Below are 16,598 nucleotides of genomic sequence, written 5' to 3'. Positions count from 1 at the left end.
GGCGAATGCGGTAGATCACACCCCCTTTACGCGCCTGATCGAATGCGTTCGCCAGCAAGCCGGCTCCTTGACTCCGAAGCCGGGATACCCTGCAAAGCCGACAAAAAACACCACACGTTGAAAAGCCGGGCCAGCACCGTCAACCCTCTCAACGCGGCGCGCTGAGATGGCCCTTGTCGTCCGAGAAGACGATTTCGACACGGCGGTTCTGCGCACGTCCGCTTTCCGAGGTGTTCACGTCGACGGGGTACTGATCGCCGTAACCTTCAACCTGAATGCGGTCTTCCTCGATGCCCAGGTCAGACAGCACGTCAGCGACGGACTGGGCCCGGTCTTTCGACAGCGTGAGGTTTTCCTGAGCGTCGCCGGTGCTGTCGGTGTAGCCCTCGATGCGCACCACGCGCTTGGGATTGAATTGCAGGAACTGCACGACCTTCAGCACCGTGCGGTTGGCCGAGCTTTTCAGTTCGGCGCGACCGGTATCGAAGAGCATGTCGCCCAAGGTCATCACCAGCCCGCGCTCGTTCTGCTGCGTCGACAGGCTGATCACCTGATCTTCGGCCCACTTGCCCTGTTGCTGCGCGCCGGCCAGCTTGGCCTCACGCAAGGCCAGTTGCAGACGCTGGCGTTCCAGCTCCAGTCGCGCGAGCTTTTCCTGATTCAGCAGGAGCTTGCTGTGCTCGCGGGCGATCGCGCTGTAGCGGCTGCTCAGGTACGCGTAATGACTGACGTCGTCAGCGCTGCCGATGTAGCTCGACAGGCGCTCGGCCCGGCCCAGCAATTCGCCAGCGCGGATGACATCCTTCGGCGCGCTGCGCAGGACGTTGGTGTCTTCCCGGACCTGCTGGTAGTCGGCAATGGCCCCCTGCAACGCCTGCTCACTGCTCTGATGGCCGGCACAGCCAGCAAGACCGGCACTGGCCAGCAAGAGGCCCAGACTGAGGCTTCGCGCAACGGTATTCATTGGCCAGCCCCCAACTGCTTGCGCAGACGCTCGAGCCGGGTGTTGACCTGAGCCACCTGGGCGTCGCTCTTCTGCGTCAGCACTCGGGCCTCCGCCAGACGCGCGTCCAGCTCGGCCTGCTCCGCCTGCATGCGTGCGTCCTTGTAGGACTTTTCCGCCATGTCGGCGCGGGCCTGGGTCAGCTTTGTCTGCGCTGTCACCAGGTCCGCCTCTTCATCCGTAGCGCCGACCGCTGTGGCCTGGGCGACAGCCTGTTCGGTGAGTTTGAGTTGTTCGGTGGGCGCCGGGTCGTTGGCACAGCCGACGAGAGCGGCAAGCACGACAGCGGCGAATACAGGCTGGATTTTCAAAAGAAAGCTCAAAACACATTCCTACTGATGAAGGGCGCTACCGGACTGCTGCAACTGGATTTTCCACAGGTCCAGATTGCGCGTGACGGCTTCACTGGAGCGACCGGAAGCCGCCAATTCTGTCATTTTTTTCGCCAGCTGTCCGCGCAGCCATGGATCGTTGCAGGCGGAGTTGAACGACAGCGCCAGATAAAAGCCCGGGCGATCGAGGGGCATGGGCTGGGTTTGCAGGTCTTTGGCGATGTTCAGCGCCTGGGTCACAGCCATCCCGGCATAGCGACCGGCAAGGACGTAATCGACCTGCCCCGCCGCCAGTTTCTGAAAGGCCTGGGGAAGACTGGCCTGCTTCTCCAGCGTCAGGTGCGCCCTGATCGCCTCATCGAATCCCGCGGTTACCCGGGTTTTTTCGGACATGGCACCGGCACGGCCCTGCAGATCGGCCAACGAATTGAACGGCTGCTCATGGCCGTTGCGGGTCCAGACCATGATTTCGTTCTGGGCAATGGGCGGATGGATGAAATCCAGGGATTCCAGCTCGGCGCTGTTGAGCGGCGTGTCCGCCAGCATGTCCATGCGCCCGCTGCGCACTTCTTCAAGCGCCTGACTGCGCTTGCCGCCATACAGCAGCTCGACCTTGACGCCGATCTGCTGCGCGACCTCCTTGAGCAGGTCGGCATTGGCGCCCATCAGGTGTTTGGGGTCCTGAGGATCCCGCCACAGGTAAGGCGGCGCGTCCGGGCTGCCGGTGACGATCACCCGGTCACACTTGCCCGCAGACCAGCCCAGCGACGGCAGCAACAGCAACCCGCTCAGCAGTGAAGCCAGCGTCCGCTTTGGCGACAACATGAAAACGTCCTTTTTTTGCCCATAAAAAAACCCGTCAGCTCCGACTGCCTGAGCGCTGGCTCATCAAGTGAACGATGATCAGCGCTTGCGACAGCCCGAGCGAACGGGTTCTCTTTATAAGTCAGCGAAGTGGATTAAACCAGCTTCTCCAACTCGGGGATCGCTTCGAACAGATCCGCCACAAGGCCGTAATCGGCCACCTGGAAGATCGGTGCTTCTTCGTCCTTGTTGATCGCGACGATCACTTTGGAGTCTTTCATGCCGGCCAGATGCTGGATCGCGCCGGAGATGCCGACCGCGATGTACAGCTGAGGCGCGACGATCTTGCCGGTCTGGCCGACCTGCATGTCGTTGGGCACGAAGCCTGCGTCGACAGCCGCGCGGGAAGCGCCGACCGCTGCACCCAGCTTGTCAGCCAGGGTGTACAGGTGTTTGAAGTTGTCGCCGTTCTGCATGCCGCGGCCGCCGGAGACGACGATCTTGGCAGCGGTCAGCTCGGGACGGTCGGACTTGGCCAGCTCTTCGCTGACGAAGGACGACTTGCCGGCGTCGTGGGCTGCGCTGACGGCTTCAATGGAAGCAGAACCGCCTTCGGCCGCCACTGCGTCAAAGCCAGTCGCACGCACAGTGATGACTTTCACCGCTGCCGACGACTGAACGGTTGAAATAGCGTTACCGGCATAGATCGGGCGTTTGAAGGTGTCAGCGCTTTCGACCGAGATGATCTCGGAGATCTGATCGACATCCAGGTGCGCCGCAACGCGCGGCAGGATGTTCTTGCCGTTGGAGGTTGCAGCGGCCAGCACGTGGCTGTAGGCCGAAGCCAGCTCGACGACCAGCGGTGCGACGTTTTCCGGCAGCTGGTGTTCGTAGGCTGCATGGTCGGCCACGAGGACCTTGGACACGCCTGCGATTTTGGCAGCTGCTTCGCCAACGGCAGCAACGTTCTGACCCGCGACCAGGACGTGGATGTCACCACCGATTTTTGCGGCAGCAGCAACGGTATTCAGGGTGGCGGGAGCGATTGCGCCATTTTCGTGCTCAGCGATAACCAGGGTCGTCATCAGATCACCTTCGCTTCGTTTTTCAGTTTATCAACCAGTTCAGCAACCGACTTGACCTTGATGCCTGCACTGCGAGCAGCCGGCGCTTCAACTTTCAGGGTCTTGTTGGTGGACGCAGTCGAAACACCCAACGCATCAGGCGTCAGCACTTCGAGAGGCTTCTTCTTGGCTTTCATGATGTTTGGCAGCGACGCGTAGCGCGGCTCGTTCAGACGCAGATCGGTGGTGACGATGGCCGGCAGCTTGAGGGAAACGGTCTGCGCGCCAGCGTCGATTTCACGGGTGACGTTGACGCTGTCGCCGGACACTTCGACTTTGGAAGCGAAGGTGCCCTGGGCATAACCGCTCAGCGCAGCCAGCATCTGGCCGGTCTGGTTGTTATCGCTGTCGATCGCCTGTTTGCCGAGGATGACCAGCTGCGGCTGCTCTTTATCGACAACGGCCTTGAGCAACTTGGCCACGGCCAGGGAGGTCAGTTCGTCAGCGGACTCTACGAGGATGGCGCGATCGGCACCCAGTGCCAACGCGGTACGCAGTTGCTCCTGAGCGGTGGTCGGACCAATGGAAACGACGACGATCTCAGTCGCCACGCCTTTCTCTTTCAGGCGGACGGCTTCTTCCACAGCGATTTCGCAGAAGGGGTTCATCGACATTTTAACGTTGGCGAGATCGACGCCGGAGTTGTCCGCTTTGACGCGAACCTTGACGTTGTAGTCGACCACTCGTTTGACAGCTACAAGAACCTTCATGGATTCCTCGTTTCTCTCCGGTGAAAAGAAGTCGCCAGGCCTTGCCCGGCGATGGGTACTCGTCAGTGTAAAGAACACCTGTGAAAACAACGTATTCGTGGTTGCTGAATGCTGATGTCAGCAAAAGCGGCCACGCTACGGCGGCAATCCAAGCCAGACAGTGACCGCCCGTGTAAACTGCAGCGCGCCGCCGGCGTGGTGCTGGTGGTAGTGCTGACGACTGCGTGGGGGCGATGCTCACGTTGCTTTTACCGGTGTTCTGCTACCGACGGTCTGTGCGCTGCTGCAAACAATTGCGGGACTGACGAACGACCCGGAGCGAGCGCAAAACCGCCCGTATCTTGACCGCAACGCCGGGTCGGGTCAATACGACATAAACGCCAGTCACAAGCCGTCTCACCATGATTTATCAGGGTTTCGGCCGATTCAAACAAACGTTTGTATTGGACCTGCGAGGTGGTGTAGATATAATGCGCGCCTTCAAGATGACACCCCGGGGCAACGACCTTCCCGGTGTCGGTTTAAGCATCTATAAAAATACGCCTAAAAAATACGCCGTTGAGCCTTGAGTAGGAGATAGCCTGTGGAACGCGAATTTATGGAGTTCGACGTCGTCATCGTCGGAGCCGGGCCCGCCGGGCTGTCTGCCGCTTGCCGCCTGAAACAGAGAGCCGCTGACGCCGGTCAGGAAATCAGCGTCTGCGTGGTGGAAAAAGGCTCCGAGGTCGGTGCTCACATCCTCTCCGGCGCCGTGTTCGAACCCCGCGCCCTCAACGAGCTGTTCCCCGACTGGAAAGCCCTCGGCGCCCCGCTCAACACGCCGGTAAAAAGTGACGACATCTATGTGCTGACCGGTGCCGACGCCAGCCAGAAAGTCCCGGGCGCGTTCGTGCCCAAGACCATGCACAACGAAGGCAATTACATCATCTCGCTGGGTAACCTGTGCCGCTGGATGGCGCAGCAGGCCGAGAACCTCGGCGTCGAAATCTACCCGGGCTTCGCGGCTCAGGAAGCGCTGATCGATGAGAGCGGCGTGGTGCGCGGGATTCTCACCGGTGATCTGGGCGTCGACCGTGAAGGCAATCCGAAAGAAGGCCTGTACACCCCCGGCATGGAACTGCGCGGCAAATACACGCTGTTCGCCGAAGGCTGCCGTGGCCACATCGGCAAGCAGCTGATCAACCGCTTCAACCTCGACAGCGAGGCCGACGCCCAGCATTACGGGATCGGCCTGAAGGAAATCTGGGAAGTCGATCCGGCCAAACATCAGCTAGGCCTGGTGGTGCACACCGCCGGCTGGCCGCTGGACATCATGGCCACCGAGAACACCGGAGGCTCGTTCCTTTACCACCTGGAAAACAATCAGGTCGTGGTCGGGCTGATCGTCGACCTGTCCTACGCCAACCCGTACCTGTCGCCGTTCGATGAATTCCAGCGCCTGAAGCATCACCCGGTCCTCAAGCAGTACCTGGAAGGCGGCAAGCGCATCAGCTACGGCGCACGGGCCATCTGCAAGGGTGGCCTGAATTCGCTGCCGAAGATGGTCTTCCCCGGCGGCGCACTGATCGGTTGCGACCTGGGCACCCTGAACTTCGCCAAGATCAAGGGCAGCCACACGGCCATGAAGTCCGGCATGCTCGCCGCCGAAGCGGTGGCCGATGCGCTGTTCGCTGGCAACGAGGGTGGCGACGCTCTGAACGGCTATGTCGAGGGTTTCAAGGCCAGCTGGCTGCACGAAGAACTGTTCGCCAGCCGTAACTTCGGGCCCGCTGTCCACAAGTTCGGCGCGATCCTCGGTGGCGCGTTCAACTTCGTCGACCAGAACCTGTTTGGCGGCAAGATCCCCTTCACCCTGCACGACACCAAGCCAGACTACGCGTGCATGAAGCTGGCGGCCGACTCGAAGAAGATCGACTACCCGAAACCCGACGGCAAGCTGAGCTTCGACAAGTTGAGTTCGGTATTCATCTCCGGCACCAACCACGAAGAAGAGCAGCCGTGCCACTTGAAGCTGAAGGATCCGAGCATCCCGATCAGCGTCAACCTGCCCAAGTACGACGAGCCTGCCCAGCGCTATTGCCCGGCAGGGGTTTACGAGGTGGTGACCCAGGAAGATGGCGCCAAGCGCTTCCAGATCAACGCGCAGAACTGCGTCCACTGTAAGACCTGTGACATCAAGGATCCGTCGCAGAACATTACGTGGGTAGCACCGGAAGGCGCAGGCGGCCCGACCTATCCCAATATGTAAGAGAAGCGGCAAGCTTCAAGCTTCACGCTTTGAGCTGCAAGCTTCCCGGCTAAAGCCGGTCCTACTGACACTGCGCGCGTTCAGTGGGACCGGCTTTAGCCGGGAAGGCGTCAGTGGGCACGCTGCGAAATCGATGGTGATCACCGGCCTCTTCCCGGCTGAAGCCGGTCCCACAAAGACACCGCATAACCTTCGTAGGACCGGCTTTAGCCGGGAAGCTTTTGAGGTTCAGCAATCACCCTCACGCTGATATTTTCAGCCGCTCGCCCTCTTCCCCCGGATTGCGCTCGAAGTAGCGTTTGTACTCGCGGCTGAACTGCGACGTGCTCTGATACCCGACCTTGTGCGCCACTTGCGCCACACCCATGCCCTCGCCGATCAGCATCTGCTGTGCCTTGAGCAGCCGCACGCGTTTCAGGTACTGAACCGGCGACAGCAAGGTGCTGCGTTTGAAGTGTTCGTGGAAGGTCGAGGTGCTCATATTGGCGCAGCGAGCCAGATCCTCGACGCTCAAGGCCTGATCGTAATGGTCGCGAAGGTGCTGCAGCGACGCGGCAATGCGCGCAAAGTGGCCTGTCTGCTCGACCAGCGCCCGCAGCACCCCGGCCTGGGGACCGCGCAATGCGGCATACACCACCTCTCTGACCCGAGCCTGCCCCATCACTTGCGCGTCCAGCGGATCGTGCAGACAGCGCAGCAACCGCTCGACGCTTTCGCGCATTGGCGCATCCAGCTCGGCGGACGTCATGGATTCCGGCGTCTGCGCCTTGACCTTGACGTTCGGCGCCTCGCCCATGGCGTGCACCAGCTCGCTGAGCAGCGTGCGATCAATCGACACCGCGACGCCATACATCGGCGCCTCGGCCGTGGCGAAGGTCTCGCACATGAACGGCACCGACAACGCCTGCACCAGATAATGACCGGCACCGTACTCCAGCGTCCGCGGGCCCAGGCGGGCGAGTTTGCTGCCCTGGGCGATGATCACCAGGCTGGGTTCGTAGATCTGCGGGCTGCTGGCGACGTAGTAATCCCACGACATCGCCTGCACGCCCGGGACGAGGGTGTCGACGAAACCCGGGCGCGGTGCCAGTGGCTTGATGAGGGAGACCAACTCAGTGTTGGCATCGGAATGGGAAAGAGGAGACATGGGCAGCCATACGGAGGATTTGACACCGCTATCATCGCAGATCAGCAGCGTGACGCCCTACCCGATCTGTGAAATCCGGAGGATCAGGCATGACAGACGGAGGAATGACCATGGCCGCCGATGCCCTGCCTGAGGACAATGCATCGCCTCAACCGTTATCGTTTTTGCGAGGTTCTTCATGTACACAGCCATCGGTTACGCCGCCCAGTCCGCCACCGCACCCCTCGCCCCCATGACCTTCAGCCGCCGCAGCCCGCGGCCGGACGACGTGGCCATCGAGATCCTGTACTGCGGCGTCTGTCACTCCGACATCCACCAGGCGCGCAACGAGTGGGGCATCGCTGTATACCCGCTGATGCCGGGCCACGAGATCGTCGGCAAAGTCACCGAAGTGGGCGCCAACGTCAGCAAGCACAAAGTCGGCGATCTGGTCGGCGTCGGCTGCATGGTCGATTCCTGCCGTCACTGCGAAGCCTGTGCCCAAGACCTCGAGCAGTATTGCCTCGAAGGCCCGACCATGACCTACGCCACCCCGGACCGCGTCGACGGCAGCAACACCATGGGCGGTTACTCCAACAGCATCGTGGTCAGCGAGCACTTCGTCGTACGTATCCCGGAAAAACTCGACCTGGCCGCCGCAGCGCCGATCCTGTGCGCCGGCATCACCACCTACTCGCCGCTCAAGCATTACGGCGTCAAGGCCGGTGACAAAGTGGGCATCCTCGGCATGGGCGGTCTGGGCCACATGGGCATCAAGTTCGCCAAGGCCATGGGCGCGGAAGTCACCCTGTTCACCCGCTCGGCGAGCAAGGCCGAGGAAGGTCGTCGTCAGGGCGCCGATCACGTCATCGTCTCGACGGATGCAGAGCAGATGAAAGCCGCTGCCGGTCATTTCGACTTCCTGCTGGACACCATTCCGGTGCAGCACGACTTGAATCCCTACCTCGAAACCCTGCGTTTCGACGGCGTGCACATCCTCGTCGGTCTGATCGAACCCGTCGACCCGGCGCTGCATGCGGCCAATCTGGTGATGAAGCGCCGCGTGCTGGCGGGCTCACTGATCGGCGGCATCGCCGAGACCCAGGAAGTGCTGGATTTCTGCGCCGAGCACGGCATCACCTGCGACATCGAGATGCTGGATATCAAGAACATCAACGAAGCGTACACCCGCATGATTGCGGGCGATGTGAAGTACCGTTTCGTGATTGATATGGCCACGTTGAAGGCCTGATTCGCCGGTTCGCCCCGCGCAATGCGGGGCGACGCACTACCCGCCCAACTCCGCCGACAGCCGTGCCGCCGCGTCCTTGATCACCGGCACCAAGTCGGCCATCTTTTCCAGCGGCATGTACGGCACGGTGCTGGCGATGCTGATGCCGGCGACAATCTGCTTGCTGGCATCACGCACCGGCGCGGCCACGCAGCGGATCGACGGTTCGTTGTCTTCCAGATCAAACGCATAACCGCCCTTTACGTACTCGTGCATGCGCGCCTGCACCTGCTCCCAGGTTTGCTCTTCATGGGCCGGCCACAGCGGGTTCTTGCCGGTGGTCGGCACGCTGATTTCGTACAGCCGTTGCCATTCGCTTTCCGGACTGTCCAGCAGCAACGCCTTGCCGATGCCGGTGCGCGCCAGCGGCATGCGATGGCCCACCCGCGAACGCATCTCCGGGCCATTGCGACCAGGATTTTTATGCAGGTACAAGACCTCGTCGCCGTCGCGCATCGCCAGGTGCACGGTGTCGCCGGTGAGTGCCGACAGTTCGTCGAGAAAGGGTCTGGCCAGCACCAGCAGCGGCACTTCTTCCTGGGCCTGGAACCCCAGCTCGATCAGTTTGGGCCCCAGCACATAACCCGTCTGCGGCAACACCCGCAGGTAACGCTCCTCCACCAGACAACTGGCGAGCCGGTGGGTGGTGCTGCGGGTGGTGCCGATCAGCCGGGCGATTTCCTTGAGATCGCGAGCGCCGCTGGCGACCGCCTGAATCACGCCCAGGCCGCGAATCAGCGTTTGCGTGCCGGTGGGTGCAGGGTCTTTGCCAGTGACGGCGGTGTCGGATGCATCGTGCATGGCGCGCCTTATCGAATCAGAAAACCGGCGACATTATCGTCGCCAGGCTTGAAGCCTGTCCACGCGGGCACAGCTTCACCCAGTATCTGGAGGTGCATCGGTCTTGACAGCTCTTTTTTCTCCGTGGCAAACCTGCCCCCAGGGCTGATGACCGCTTTTCAACATAAACGGGTGCCCGCCGAACATAGAGCTGAGGGTTTGAACACGTTAGGGACGAAGTATCGCTTGCCGTGGCCGGCACTAATGGAAGTTGCGCGAACATAATCACTGCACCACTGTTTCGGGCACCCGGCCTGACCTTATCTAATACAACGGCTGCGCAGTGACGGCTTGCTCGAACGCCCGAGGTTACATGATGATGGCATTGTGACATGGCTAAATAATGGCTCAGACAAAGTTCCCGCTATTTATTACTTGAATATCTCCTTATTACCTGTCCCCCCGCAGGACCTATAACTGCGGAGGTCGCCAAGACCACTACGCCAGATCAATTAAAAAACAACTGATTCCTTGAAATGGAACTAAAAGGCCACTATCCCGCATTGCACCTTAGTTGTGCCTGGACCCTTCCAGATGCCTCATCAGGACGCATTATGCCCTGTGACCTGCGTATTCTCTCGCGGCTGGCTTTGTATCAAATTTGAAACAAATTAGTTGCCATCCCCTCCGCAGCGGACTATTTTCTTACGGCGCTCACTAGGGAGCTAATAAATAAAAAAGGTGTGCAGGGATGCGAAGGTTCAAGCCGTCCAATGCTGTCCGTTATTCCGTTAAACCCGCAACCACGACCGCACTTTGCGCGTTGTCTTTTACCTTTGGCTGCTCGGCTTATGCAGACTACGCAGAACAGGGAAAGTTAGGCAACGCGGCCAGTTGGCGCTCGGAAGAATTTCAGAGCGACTGGGGATTGGGCCGTATCCAGGCTGACCAGGCTTATGCTGCCGGTATCACCGGCAACGGCGTAAAAATCGGCGCGATGGACTCGGGGTTCGACCCCTCACATCCCGAAGCGAGCCCATCCCGCTACCATGCGGTAACGGCCAACGGCACCTATGTAAATGGTTCGCCTTTTAGCATCACAGGTGCCATCAACCCTAATAACGACACCCACGGCACCCACGTGACCGGGACCATGGGCGCGGCCCGTGATGGCGTTGGCATGCATGGCGTGGCATACAACGCGCAAATCTATGTGGCCAACACCAACCAGAGCGACAGCTTCCTGTTTGGCCCGAGTCCAGACCCGCAGTACTTCAAGGCCGCTTATGGCGCGCTGGCCGATGCCGGTGTGCGGGCGATTAACAACAGTTGGGGTAGCCAGCCGCCGGATGTGACCTACGCGACGTTGAAAGGCGTACAGGCCGCCTATGCCCAGCATTACAACCGGGGCACCTGGCTGGATGAAGCGGCTAACGTGTCGCGCAAGGGCGTGATCAACGTCTTCAGTGCTGGCAATACCGGCTATGCCAACGCCAGTGTGCGTTCTGCGCTGCCGTATTTCGAGCCGGACCTGGAAGGCCACTGGCTGGCGGTGTCTGGCCTCGATAGTGCCAATGCCCAGCGCTACAACCAGTGCGGCATTGCCAAATACTGGTGCATCACCACACCGGGGAGGCTGATCAACAGCACCGTGCCTGGCGGCGGCTATGCGCTCAAGTCCGGTACGTCCATGGCCGCGCCCCATGCCACCGGCGCATTGGCGCTGGTGATGGAGCGCTACCCTTACATGAACAACGAGCAGGCCTTGCAGGTGCTGCTCACCACCGCGACCCAGCTCGATGGTTCGGTCACCTGGGCGCCCAATGGTACTGTGGGCTGGGGTGTAGCCAACCTGGAACGGGCCATGCGCGGCCCAGGCCAGTTGCTGGGCACCTTCGATGCCACCCTGGGCGCCGGCCAAACCGATGTCTGGAGTAACGATATTTCTGATCAGGCGTTGATCCAGCGCCAGGCCGAGGACACTGCTGAACAGGCCGCCTGGCAGCAAACCCTGGTCAGCAGAGGTTGGCAGAACGGCGTGGCCAGCACCGCCAGCCAACAGGACCAGACCGACTACGCCGTGGGCACCGCCCGCGCTGCGGCAGCGGCTCAGCGCCAGTATCAAGGCAGCCTGATCAAGTCCGGCGCTGGCCGGCTGATCCTTGAAGGGAACAATACCTATCGCGGCGATACCCAGGTCAACGGTGGTGTGCTGTCGGTCAATGGCTCCCTGGCGTCCGCCGTGCAGGTCAATGCGGGTGGCACCTTGGGCGGCAATGGCCAGGTCGGTAACCTCACCGCGTTGAGCGGCGGGCAGGTTGCGCCGGGTAACTCCATCGGCACCTTGCAGGTGAACGGTGACTTAACCTTCGCGCCTGGCTCAACCTACGCGGTAGAGCTTTCGCCCACGGCCAGTGACCGCATTGTGGCCACCGGCAGTGCCACAGTGTCGGGGGCCAACATGACCCTGGCACTGGACCCGACGCCGATGGCCTTGAATGCCACGCCTGGCCAGACCCTGGTTGGCCGCCAGTACAACGTGTTGCAAACCGCCAACGGTGTGAACGGGCAGTTCGCCGCGGTCACCTCCAACTACGCTTTCATCGGCGGCCGGCTGGACTACGCCGCTAACGGCGTTGCGCTGAATATCGAGCGCACGGCGGCATTCGACAGCGTGGCGCAGACCCCTAACCAAGGAGCAGTGGCTTCGGCCGCCGAGCAATTGGGGGCAGGAAACGCGGTGTACGAAAACCTGCTGCTCGCGCAAAGTGGCGCCTCGGCCCGGGAAAGTTTCCAGCAGCTGTCGGGCGAGATCTACCCGGCAGTCGCCACCCAGTTGATCAACGACAGCCGCTATGTGCGTGATGCCGTAGGCGAGCGCCTGGGCGCCAGCGTGTTCGGTGCCGATGCCAATACCGCAGCGCAAGACAATGTGTGGTTCAAGGCCTTGGGCGCGTGGGGCAAAACGGATTCCCGCAGCGATACGGCTGGCTATACCTCGTCCATTGGCGGCTTGCTGGCGGGTGTCGACGGCGACGTAGGCGAAGCCACACGCCTTGGTCTGGTAGGCGGCTACAGCGACAGCTCGGTCAATATGGGCTCGGGTACCCATTCCCGTGCATCGGTAGACAGCTACCATCTGGGCGCCTACCTGGGTCATGAGATCGGCGCCTGGCGCCTGACCTTCGGCGGTGCCTACAGCTGGCACCGGATCGACGGCAGGCGCGATGTACAGGTCGGCGGCGCCAGTGGCCGGGAGAAAACCAAACACAATGCGCAAACCGCACAGGTTTTCACCGAAGCGGCGTACCGTATTCAGTTGCAGCCCGCAGTGCTTGAGCCCTTCGCCAACCTGGCCTATGTACACCTTGGCACGGATAGCTTCAGCGAGAAGGGAGATGCCGCAGCGCTTGCATCCGGCAGCGATACCCGTGAAGCCGTGCTCGGCACGCTGGGTGTGCGGGCGCTTAAAACCATCGCAATCAATGATCATCAGAAGCTGGACCTCTCCGGCAGCCTGGGCTGGCAGCACAACCTGAACGACACCGATTCAGAGCAGCACATGGCCTTTGCGGCAGGCGGCAGTAACTTCGGCATCGAAAGCTCGCCCCTGGTGCGTGACGCGGCCCTGGTGGGTGCCCATGCCCGCATGGCGCTGAGCCGTGAGGCCAGCGTCAGCCTGGACTACAACGGCCAACTGGCCAGCCGTGAAAAAAGCCACGGCATTGGCTTGAGCCTTAACTGGCAGTTCTAAACGCAAAGCGGCACGGCGAGCCAGGCCTTCGCCCGCCGCTTTCCTGAAGCTGAATGTTTCAACCTACCCAATGTTGGAAAAAGAACGACGCGGATGCCAAGACGGCATTCGCGCGGGGTTTTGTGTGCGCTAACTAAGGACAGTTGTATTTATGAAAAAGCCATCCACCACTCGACAGCTTGCTGTCAGCTCCATTCGGCACGCTATTCGGCAAGCCCATCGCGCTTCTTGCGGCGCCCTGGCCTGTTACCTGGCCACCCTCGGTGCAGCCCAGGCTGCGCCTTACGTAGAAGCCGGCCAGGCAGGGAATGTCGCCAGTTGGCGCAGCCCGGAGTTCACTGCGCAATGGGGGCTGGGCGCGATCAACGCCGACCAGGCCTACGCGGCCGGTTACACCGGCAAAGGCGTGAAGTTGGGGATTTTCGATCAGCCGGTGTACGTACCGCACCCGGAATTCGCCAGCCCGGATAAAGTGATCAACCTGGTCACCAGTGGCATTCGCGAGTACACCGACCCCTATATTCCGGTGAAGGCCGGCGATGCCTTTCGTTACGATGGGACCCCTACCCCTGACTCCAACGGCCGGCTGGGTAACCATGGCACCCACGTAGGTGGCATCGCGGGCGGCAACCGTGACGGCGGGCCCATGCACGGCGTGGCCTTCAACGCCCAGATCATCAGCGCCGACAACGGCGACCCAGGCCCGGAAGACGGCATTGTGCTGGGCAACGACGGCGCGGTTTACCAGGCTGGCTGGAACGCATTGGTCAGCAGTGGCGCGCGCATCATCAACAACAGCTGGGGCATTGGCATTACCGACCGCTTTGACCAGGGCGGTCGCGACCCGGCCTTTCCGCACTTTACCGTTCAGGATGCGCAGCTGCAGTTCAATCAGATCCAACAGATCCTCGGCACTCGCCCAGGGGGCGCTTATCAGGGCGCCATCGATGCTGCGCGCAGCGGCGTGGTGACCATTTTCGCCGCAGGCAACGACTACAACCTGAACAACCCGGACGCCATGGCCGGACTCGGGTATTTCGTGCCAGAGATCGCCCCCAACTGGCTGACGGTTGCTGCCCTGCAGCAAAACCCCAACGCCACGGCCGCTGGCGCCACGCCTTACACCTTGAGCACCTTTTCTTCTCGCTGCGGCTACACGGCCAGCTTCTGCGTGTCGGCGCCAGGTACGCGGATCTACAGCTCGGTGCTTAACGGCACCAGCCTGCAAGACCTGACCGTGGGCTGGGCCAACAAAAACGGTACCTCCATGGCCGCGCCCCATGTGGCGGGCAGCATGGCGGTACTGATGGAGCGCTTCCCCTACATGACCGGCGCACAGGTGGCCGACGTGTTGAAAACCACTGCCACCGACCTCGGCGCGCCTGGCGTGGACGCGCTCTATGGCTGGGGCATGATCAACCTGGGCAAGGCCGTCAACGGCCCGAGCATGTTCGTCACCGAGGCGGATATTCCCGCTGAGTTTCGTATCAGCGGCGCCTATGGCGACAGCCAGTTCGTGGCCAACCTGCCGGGGACAGGCGCGGTGGTCGATGCCGGTAAACCGACCCAGCGCCTCTGCAGCGGGCCACAATGCGGGCGGGACACGTGGAGCAATGACATATCCGGGCATGGCGGCTTGACCAAGACAGGTATCGGTACCCTGGTGCTGACCGGCGCCAATACCTACAGCGGCCCAACCCTGGTCAATGAAGGGCGCCTGGCGATCAATGGGTCGCTGGCCTCGGCAGTGACCGTCAACGACACCGGCATACTGGGCGGCAACGGCCGGGTCGCGTCCCTGGTCGCCAACCGCGGCGGTACGGTAGCGCCGGGCAATTCCGTGGGCACCTTACAGGTGGCGGGAGACCTTAACCTGGCGCCCGGCGCTGTGTATGCGGTGGAGTTGTCGCCCACTGGCAGCGACCGCATCATCGCCGGCGGACAGGCCACGGTCAGCGGTGCGACCATGGCCCTCTCGCTGGAAAACGGCGCCGGCTTCACCACAGGCGAGGTCAACAGCCTGATCGGCCGGCAGTTCAATGTGCTGCAAGCCGCTGGCGGCGTGCAGGGCCAGTTCGGGTCGGTGCTGGATAACTACGCTTTCCTGGATGGCAACCTGGCCTACAGCAGTACGGGCGTTGCCCTGGCCCTGGCGCGCAACGCGGACAGCTTCGCCAGCGCCGCGCAAACCGCTAATCAGGCCAGCGTAGCGGCTGCCGCCGAGCAATTGGGGGCCGGTAACGCGGTGTACGAAGAGCTGCTGTTGAGCCCTGATGCGGCTACCGCTCGGCGTGCCTACACCCAGCTGTCCGGCGAAGTGCATCCGGCCATCGCCACGCAGTTGATCAACGACAGTCGCCAGCTACGCGATGCCGTAGGTGATCGCCTGCGCGTCGACGGGCTGTACGACCAGCCTGCAGAGGGTGTTGAGGGCAACAACCTGTGGGTGAAAGGCCTGGGCGCCTGGGGCAAAAACGCCGGCAGCAGCGACAGCGCCAGTGCAACCTCATCCCTGGGCGGCCTGCTCGCCGGTGTGGACGGCTTGGTATCTGAGCACACCCGGTTGGGCGCCATGGTCGGCTATAGCGATACCTCGTTGGGCATGGGAGACGACACCCATTCCAGCGCCTCGGCCAATAGCTACCACCTGGGTGCCTACATTGGCCACGAGGAAGGGCCGTTGCGCCTGACCGCAGGTGCATCCCATAGCTGGCACCGCATCGACGTCAAGCGAGACCTGCAACTGGGCACCTCGGCCGACCGCCTCAAGGTCAAGCGCGACGCGCAATCGACCCAGGTGTTCACCGAAGCAGCCTATCGCCTGAACCTGCAGCCTTTGGCGCTGGAGCCCTTCGCCAACCTGGCCTATGTGCACTTCGACAGCGACAGCTTTACCGAGAAGGGCGGCGCCACGGCGCTCAAGGGGAAGGACGACACCCGCGACACCGTGCTGTCCACGCTGGGCGCGCGCGCCGGTAGCCGGTTCAACCTCACCGATACCCAGAAGCTGGACGTCTCAGGTACGTTGGGCTGGCAGCATAACCTGAGCGATACCTCGGCCGAGCAGCACCTGGCCTTCGCCAGCGGGGTGAATACCTTTGCCGTGCAAAGCGTGTCCATGGACCGGGACGCCGCCGTCGTGGGCGCCCGCGCCAGCCTTGTCTTGAACCGGGATGCGCGGATCAACCTGGACTACAACGGCCTGCTGGGCGCCCGGGATAAAACCCACGGCGTGGGGTTGTCGCTGAACTGGGATTTCTAACCTCTAGCGCTGCCTGAAAGCCTGCGCCAGCTTGGGTGCTCTCCCCCGATACTAAAACCGTTTGGAGGGTCGATTTTGTCCCTCCAAACGGTTCAGCAGCGATCCAGTGGAGCGCCTGAGCACCCTCTCGAAAGATTGCTCCCTTTGCTGTAGAGAACCTCCCA

At 61.8% G+C, this 16,598-nt stretch carries 11 protein-coding genes; 4 read left to right on the top strand and 7 right to left on the bottom strand.

The annotated features are described in order from the left end of the window. Window positions 1-148 precede the first annotated feature (148 nt). From ACYAR8_RS13895 to ACYAR8_RS13875, 5 genes are all read right to left on the bottom strand, one after another. Window positions 149-964: an OmpA family protein gene (locus tag ACYAR8_RS13895; RefSeq protein ID WP_463580190.1), complete on the bottom strand. Its 816-nt coding sequence runs from the start codon at window positions 962-964 to the stop codon at window positions 149-151. Further along, the gene (locus ACYAR8_RS13890; RefSeq protein WP_463580298.1) at window positions 961-1,314 is read right to left on the bottom strand and encodes a DUF4398 domain-containing protein; all 354 of its coding nucleotides are present in this window, start codon (window positions 1,312-1,314) and stop codon (window positions 961-963) included. The genes ACYAR8_RS13895 and ACYAR8_RS13890 overlap by 4 nt, the downstream gene beginning before the upstream one ends. A gap of 21 nt (window positions 1,315-1,335) precedes the next feature. Then, window positions 1,336-2,157 carry a substrate-binding periplasmic protein gene (locus tag ACYAR8_RS13885; protein WP_463580297.1) on the bottom strand — a complete coding sequence of 274 codons (822 nt, stop codon included), beginning with the start codon at window positions 2,155-2,157 and terminating at the stop codon, window positions 1,336-1,338. Between the two features lie 137 nt (window positions 2,158-2,294). Beyond that, window positions 2,295-3,224, bottom strand: a complete 930-nt coding sequence (locus ACYAR8_RS13880) for an electron transfer flavoprotein subunit alpha/FixB family protein (protein ID WP_074885002.1) — start codon at window positions 3,222-3,224, stop codon at window positions 2,295-2,297. Next, window positions 3,224-3,973, bottom strand: coding sequence for an electron transfer flavoprotein subunit beta/FixA family protein (locus ACYAR8_RS13875; RefSeq protein ID WP_282372558.1), 750 nt, complete (start codon window positions 3,971-3,973; stop codon window positions 3,224-3,226). The genes ACYAR8_RS13880 and ACYAR8_RS13875 overlap by 1 nt, the downstream gene beginning before the upstream one ends. 583 nt (window positions 3,974-4,556) lie before the next feature. Between ACYAR8_RS13875 and ACYAR8_RS13870 the strand changes: the two genes are divergently transcribed. Next, window positions 4,557-6,221 (top strand): electron transfer flavoprotein-ubiquinone oxidoreductase, encoded by a 1,665-nt coding sequence (locus ACYAR8_RS13870; RefSeq protein ID WP_463580189.1) that lies wholly within the window; start codon window positions 4,557-4,559, stop codon window positions 6,219-6,221. Window positions 6,222-6,462: 241 nt separating this feature from the next. On the opposite strand, the gene ACYAR8_RS13865 is transcribed toward ACYAR8_RS13870, so the two are convergent. After that, the gene (locus tag ACYAR8_RS13865) at window positions 6,463-7,368 is read right to left on the bottom strand and encodes an AraC family transcriptional regulator (RefSeq protein ID WP_074885010.1); all 906 of its coding nucleotides are present in this window, start codon (window positions 7,366-7,368) and stop codon (window positions 6,463-6,465) included. 178 nt (window positions 7,369-7,546) lie between these two features. Here ACYAR8_RS13865 and ACYAR8_RS13860 point away from each other — a divergent pair, with 178 nt between their 5' ends. Further along, window positions 7,547-8,599 (top strand): NAD(P)-dependent alcohol dehydrogenase, encoded by a 1,053-nt coding sequence (locus ACYAR8_RS13860; protein WP_463580188.1) that lies wholly within the window; start codon window positions 7,547-7,549, stop codon window positions 8,597-8,599. Between the two features lie 36 nt (window positions 8,600-8,635). Here the strand turns inward: ACYAR8_RS13860 and ACYAR8_RS13855 are convergent, their stop codons facing one another. After that, entirely contained in the window at window positions 8,636-9,439 is an 804-nt protein-coding gene (locus tag ACYAR8_RS13855; protein ID WP_463580187.1) for an IclR family transcriptional regulator, read from the bottom strand. Window positions 9,440-10,169: 730 nt separating this feature from the next. On the opposite strand from ACYAR8_RS13855, the gene eprS reads away from it, so the two are divergent. Next, window positions 10,170-13,172: an autotransporter serine peptidase EprS gene (eprS, locus tag ACYAR8_RS13850; RefSeq protein WP_463580186.1), complete on the top strand. Its 3,003-nt coding sequence runs from the start codon at window positions 10,170-10,172 to the stop codon at window positions 13,170-13,172. A 151-nt stretch (window positions 13,173-13,323) separates the two neighbouring features. After that, window positions 13,324-16,434, top strand: a complete 3,111-nt coding sequence (locus ACYAR8_RS13845) for an autotransporter domain-containing protein (protein ID WP_463580185.1) — start codon at window positions 13,324-13,326, stop codon at window positions 16,432-16,434. Window positions 16,435-16,598 lie beyond the last annotated feature (164 nt).

Source organism: Pseudomonas sp. HP_01, assembly GCF_055284355.1.
Note: the sequence above shows the minus strand (reverse complement) of the source record. Positions and strands in the feature narration are given on the sequence as shown.

What these genes read in the sequence shown, in the direction of transcription:
- eprS (WP_463580186.1), top strand. Translation starts at nt 10,170, where the DNA reads ATGCGAAGGTTCAAGCCGTCCAATGCTGTCCGTTATTCCGTTAAACCC.
- ACYAR8_RS13875 (WP_282372558.1), bottom strand. Translation starts at nt 3,973, where the DNA reads ATGAAGGTTCTTGTAGCTGTCAAACGAGTGGTCGACTACAACGTCAAG.
- ACYAR8_RS13865 (WP_074885010.1), bottom strand. Translation starts at nt 7,368, where the DNA reads ATGTCTCCTCTTTCCCATTCCGATGCCAACACTGAGTTGGTCTCCCTC.
- ACYAR8_RS13855 (WP_463580187.1), bottom strand. Translation starts at nt 9,439, where the DNA reads ATGCACGATGCATCCGACACCGCCGTCACTGGCAAAGACCCTGCACCC.
- ACYAR8_RS13895 (WP_463580190.1), bottom strand. Translation starts at nt 964, where the DNA reads ATGAATACCGTTGCGCGAAGCCTCAGTCTGGGCCTCTTGCTGGCCAGT.
- ACYAR8_RS13880 (WP_074885002.1), bottom strand. Translation starts at nt 3,224, where the DNA reads ATGACGACCCTGGTTATCGCTGAGCACGAAAATGGCGCAATCGCTCCC.
- ACYAR8_RS13845 (WP_463580185.1), top strand. Translation starts at nt 13,324, where the DNA reads ATGAAAAAGCCATCCACCACTCGACAGCTTGCTGTCAGCTCCATTCGG.
- ACYAR8_RS13860 (WP_463580188.1), top strand. Translation starts at nt 7,547, where the DNA reads ATGTACACAGCCATCGGTTACGCCGCCCAGTCCGCCACCGCACCCCTC.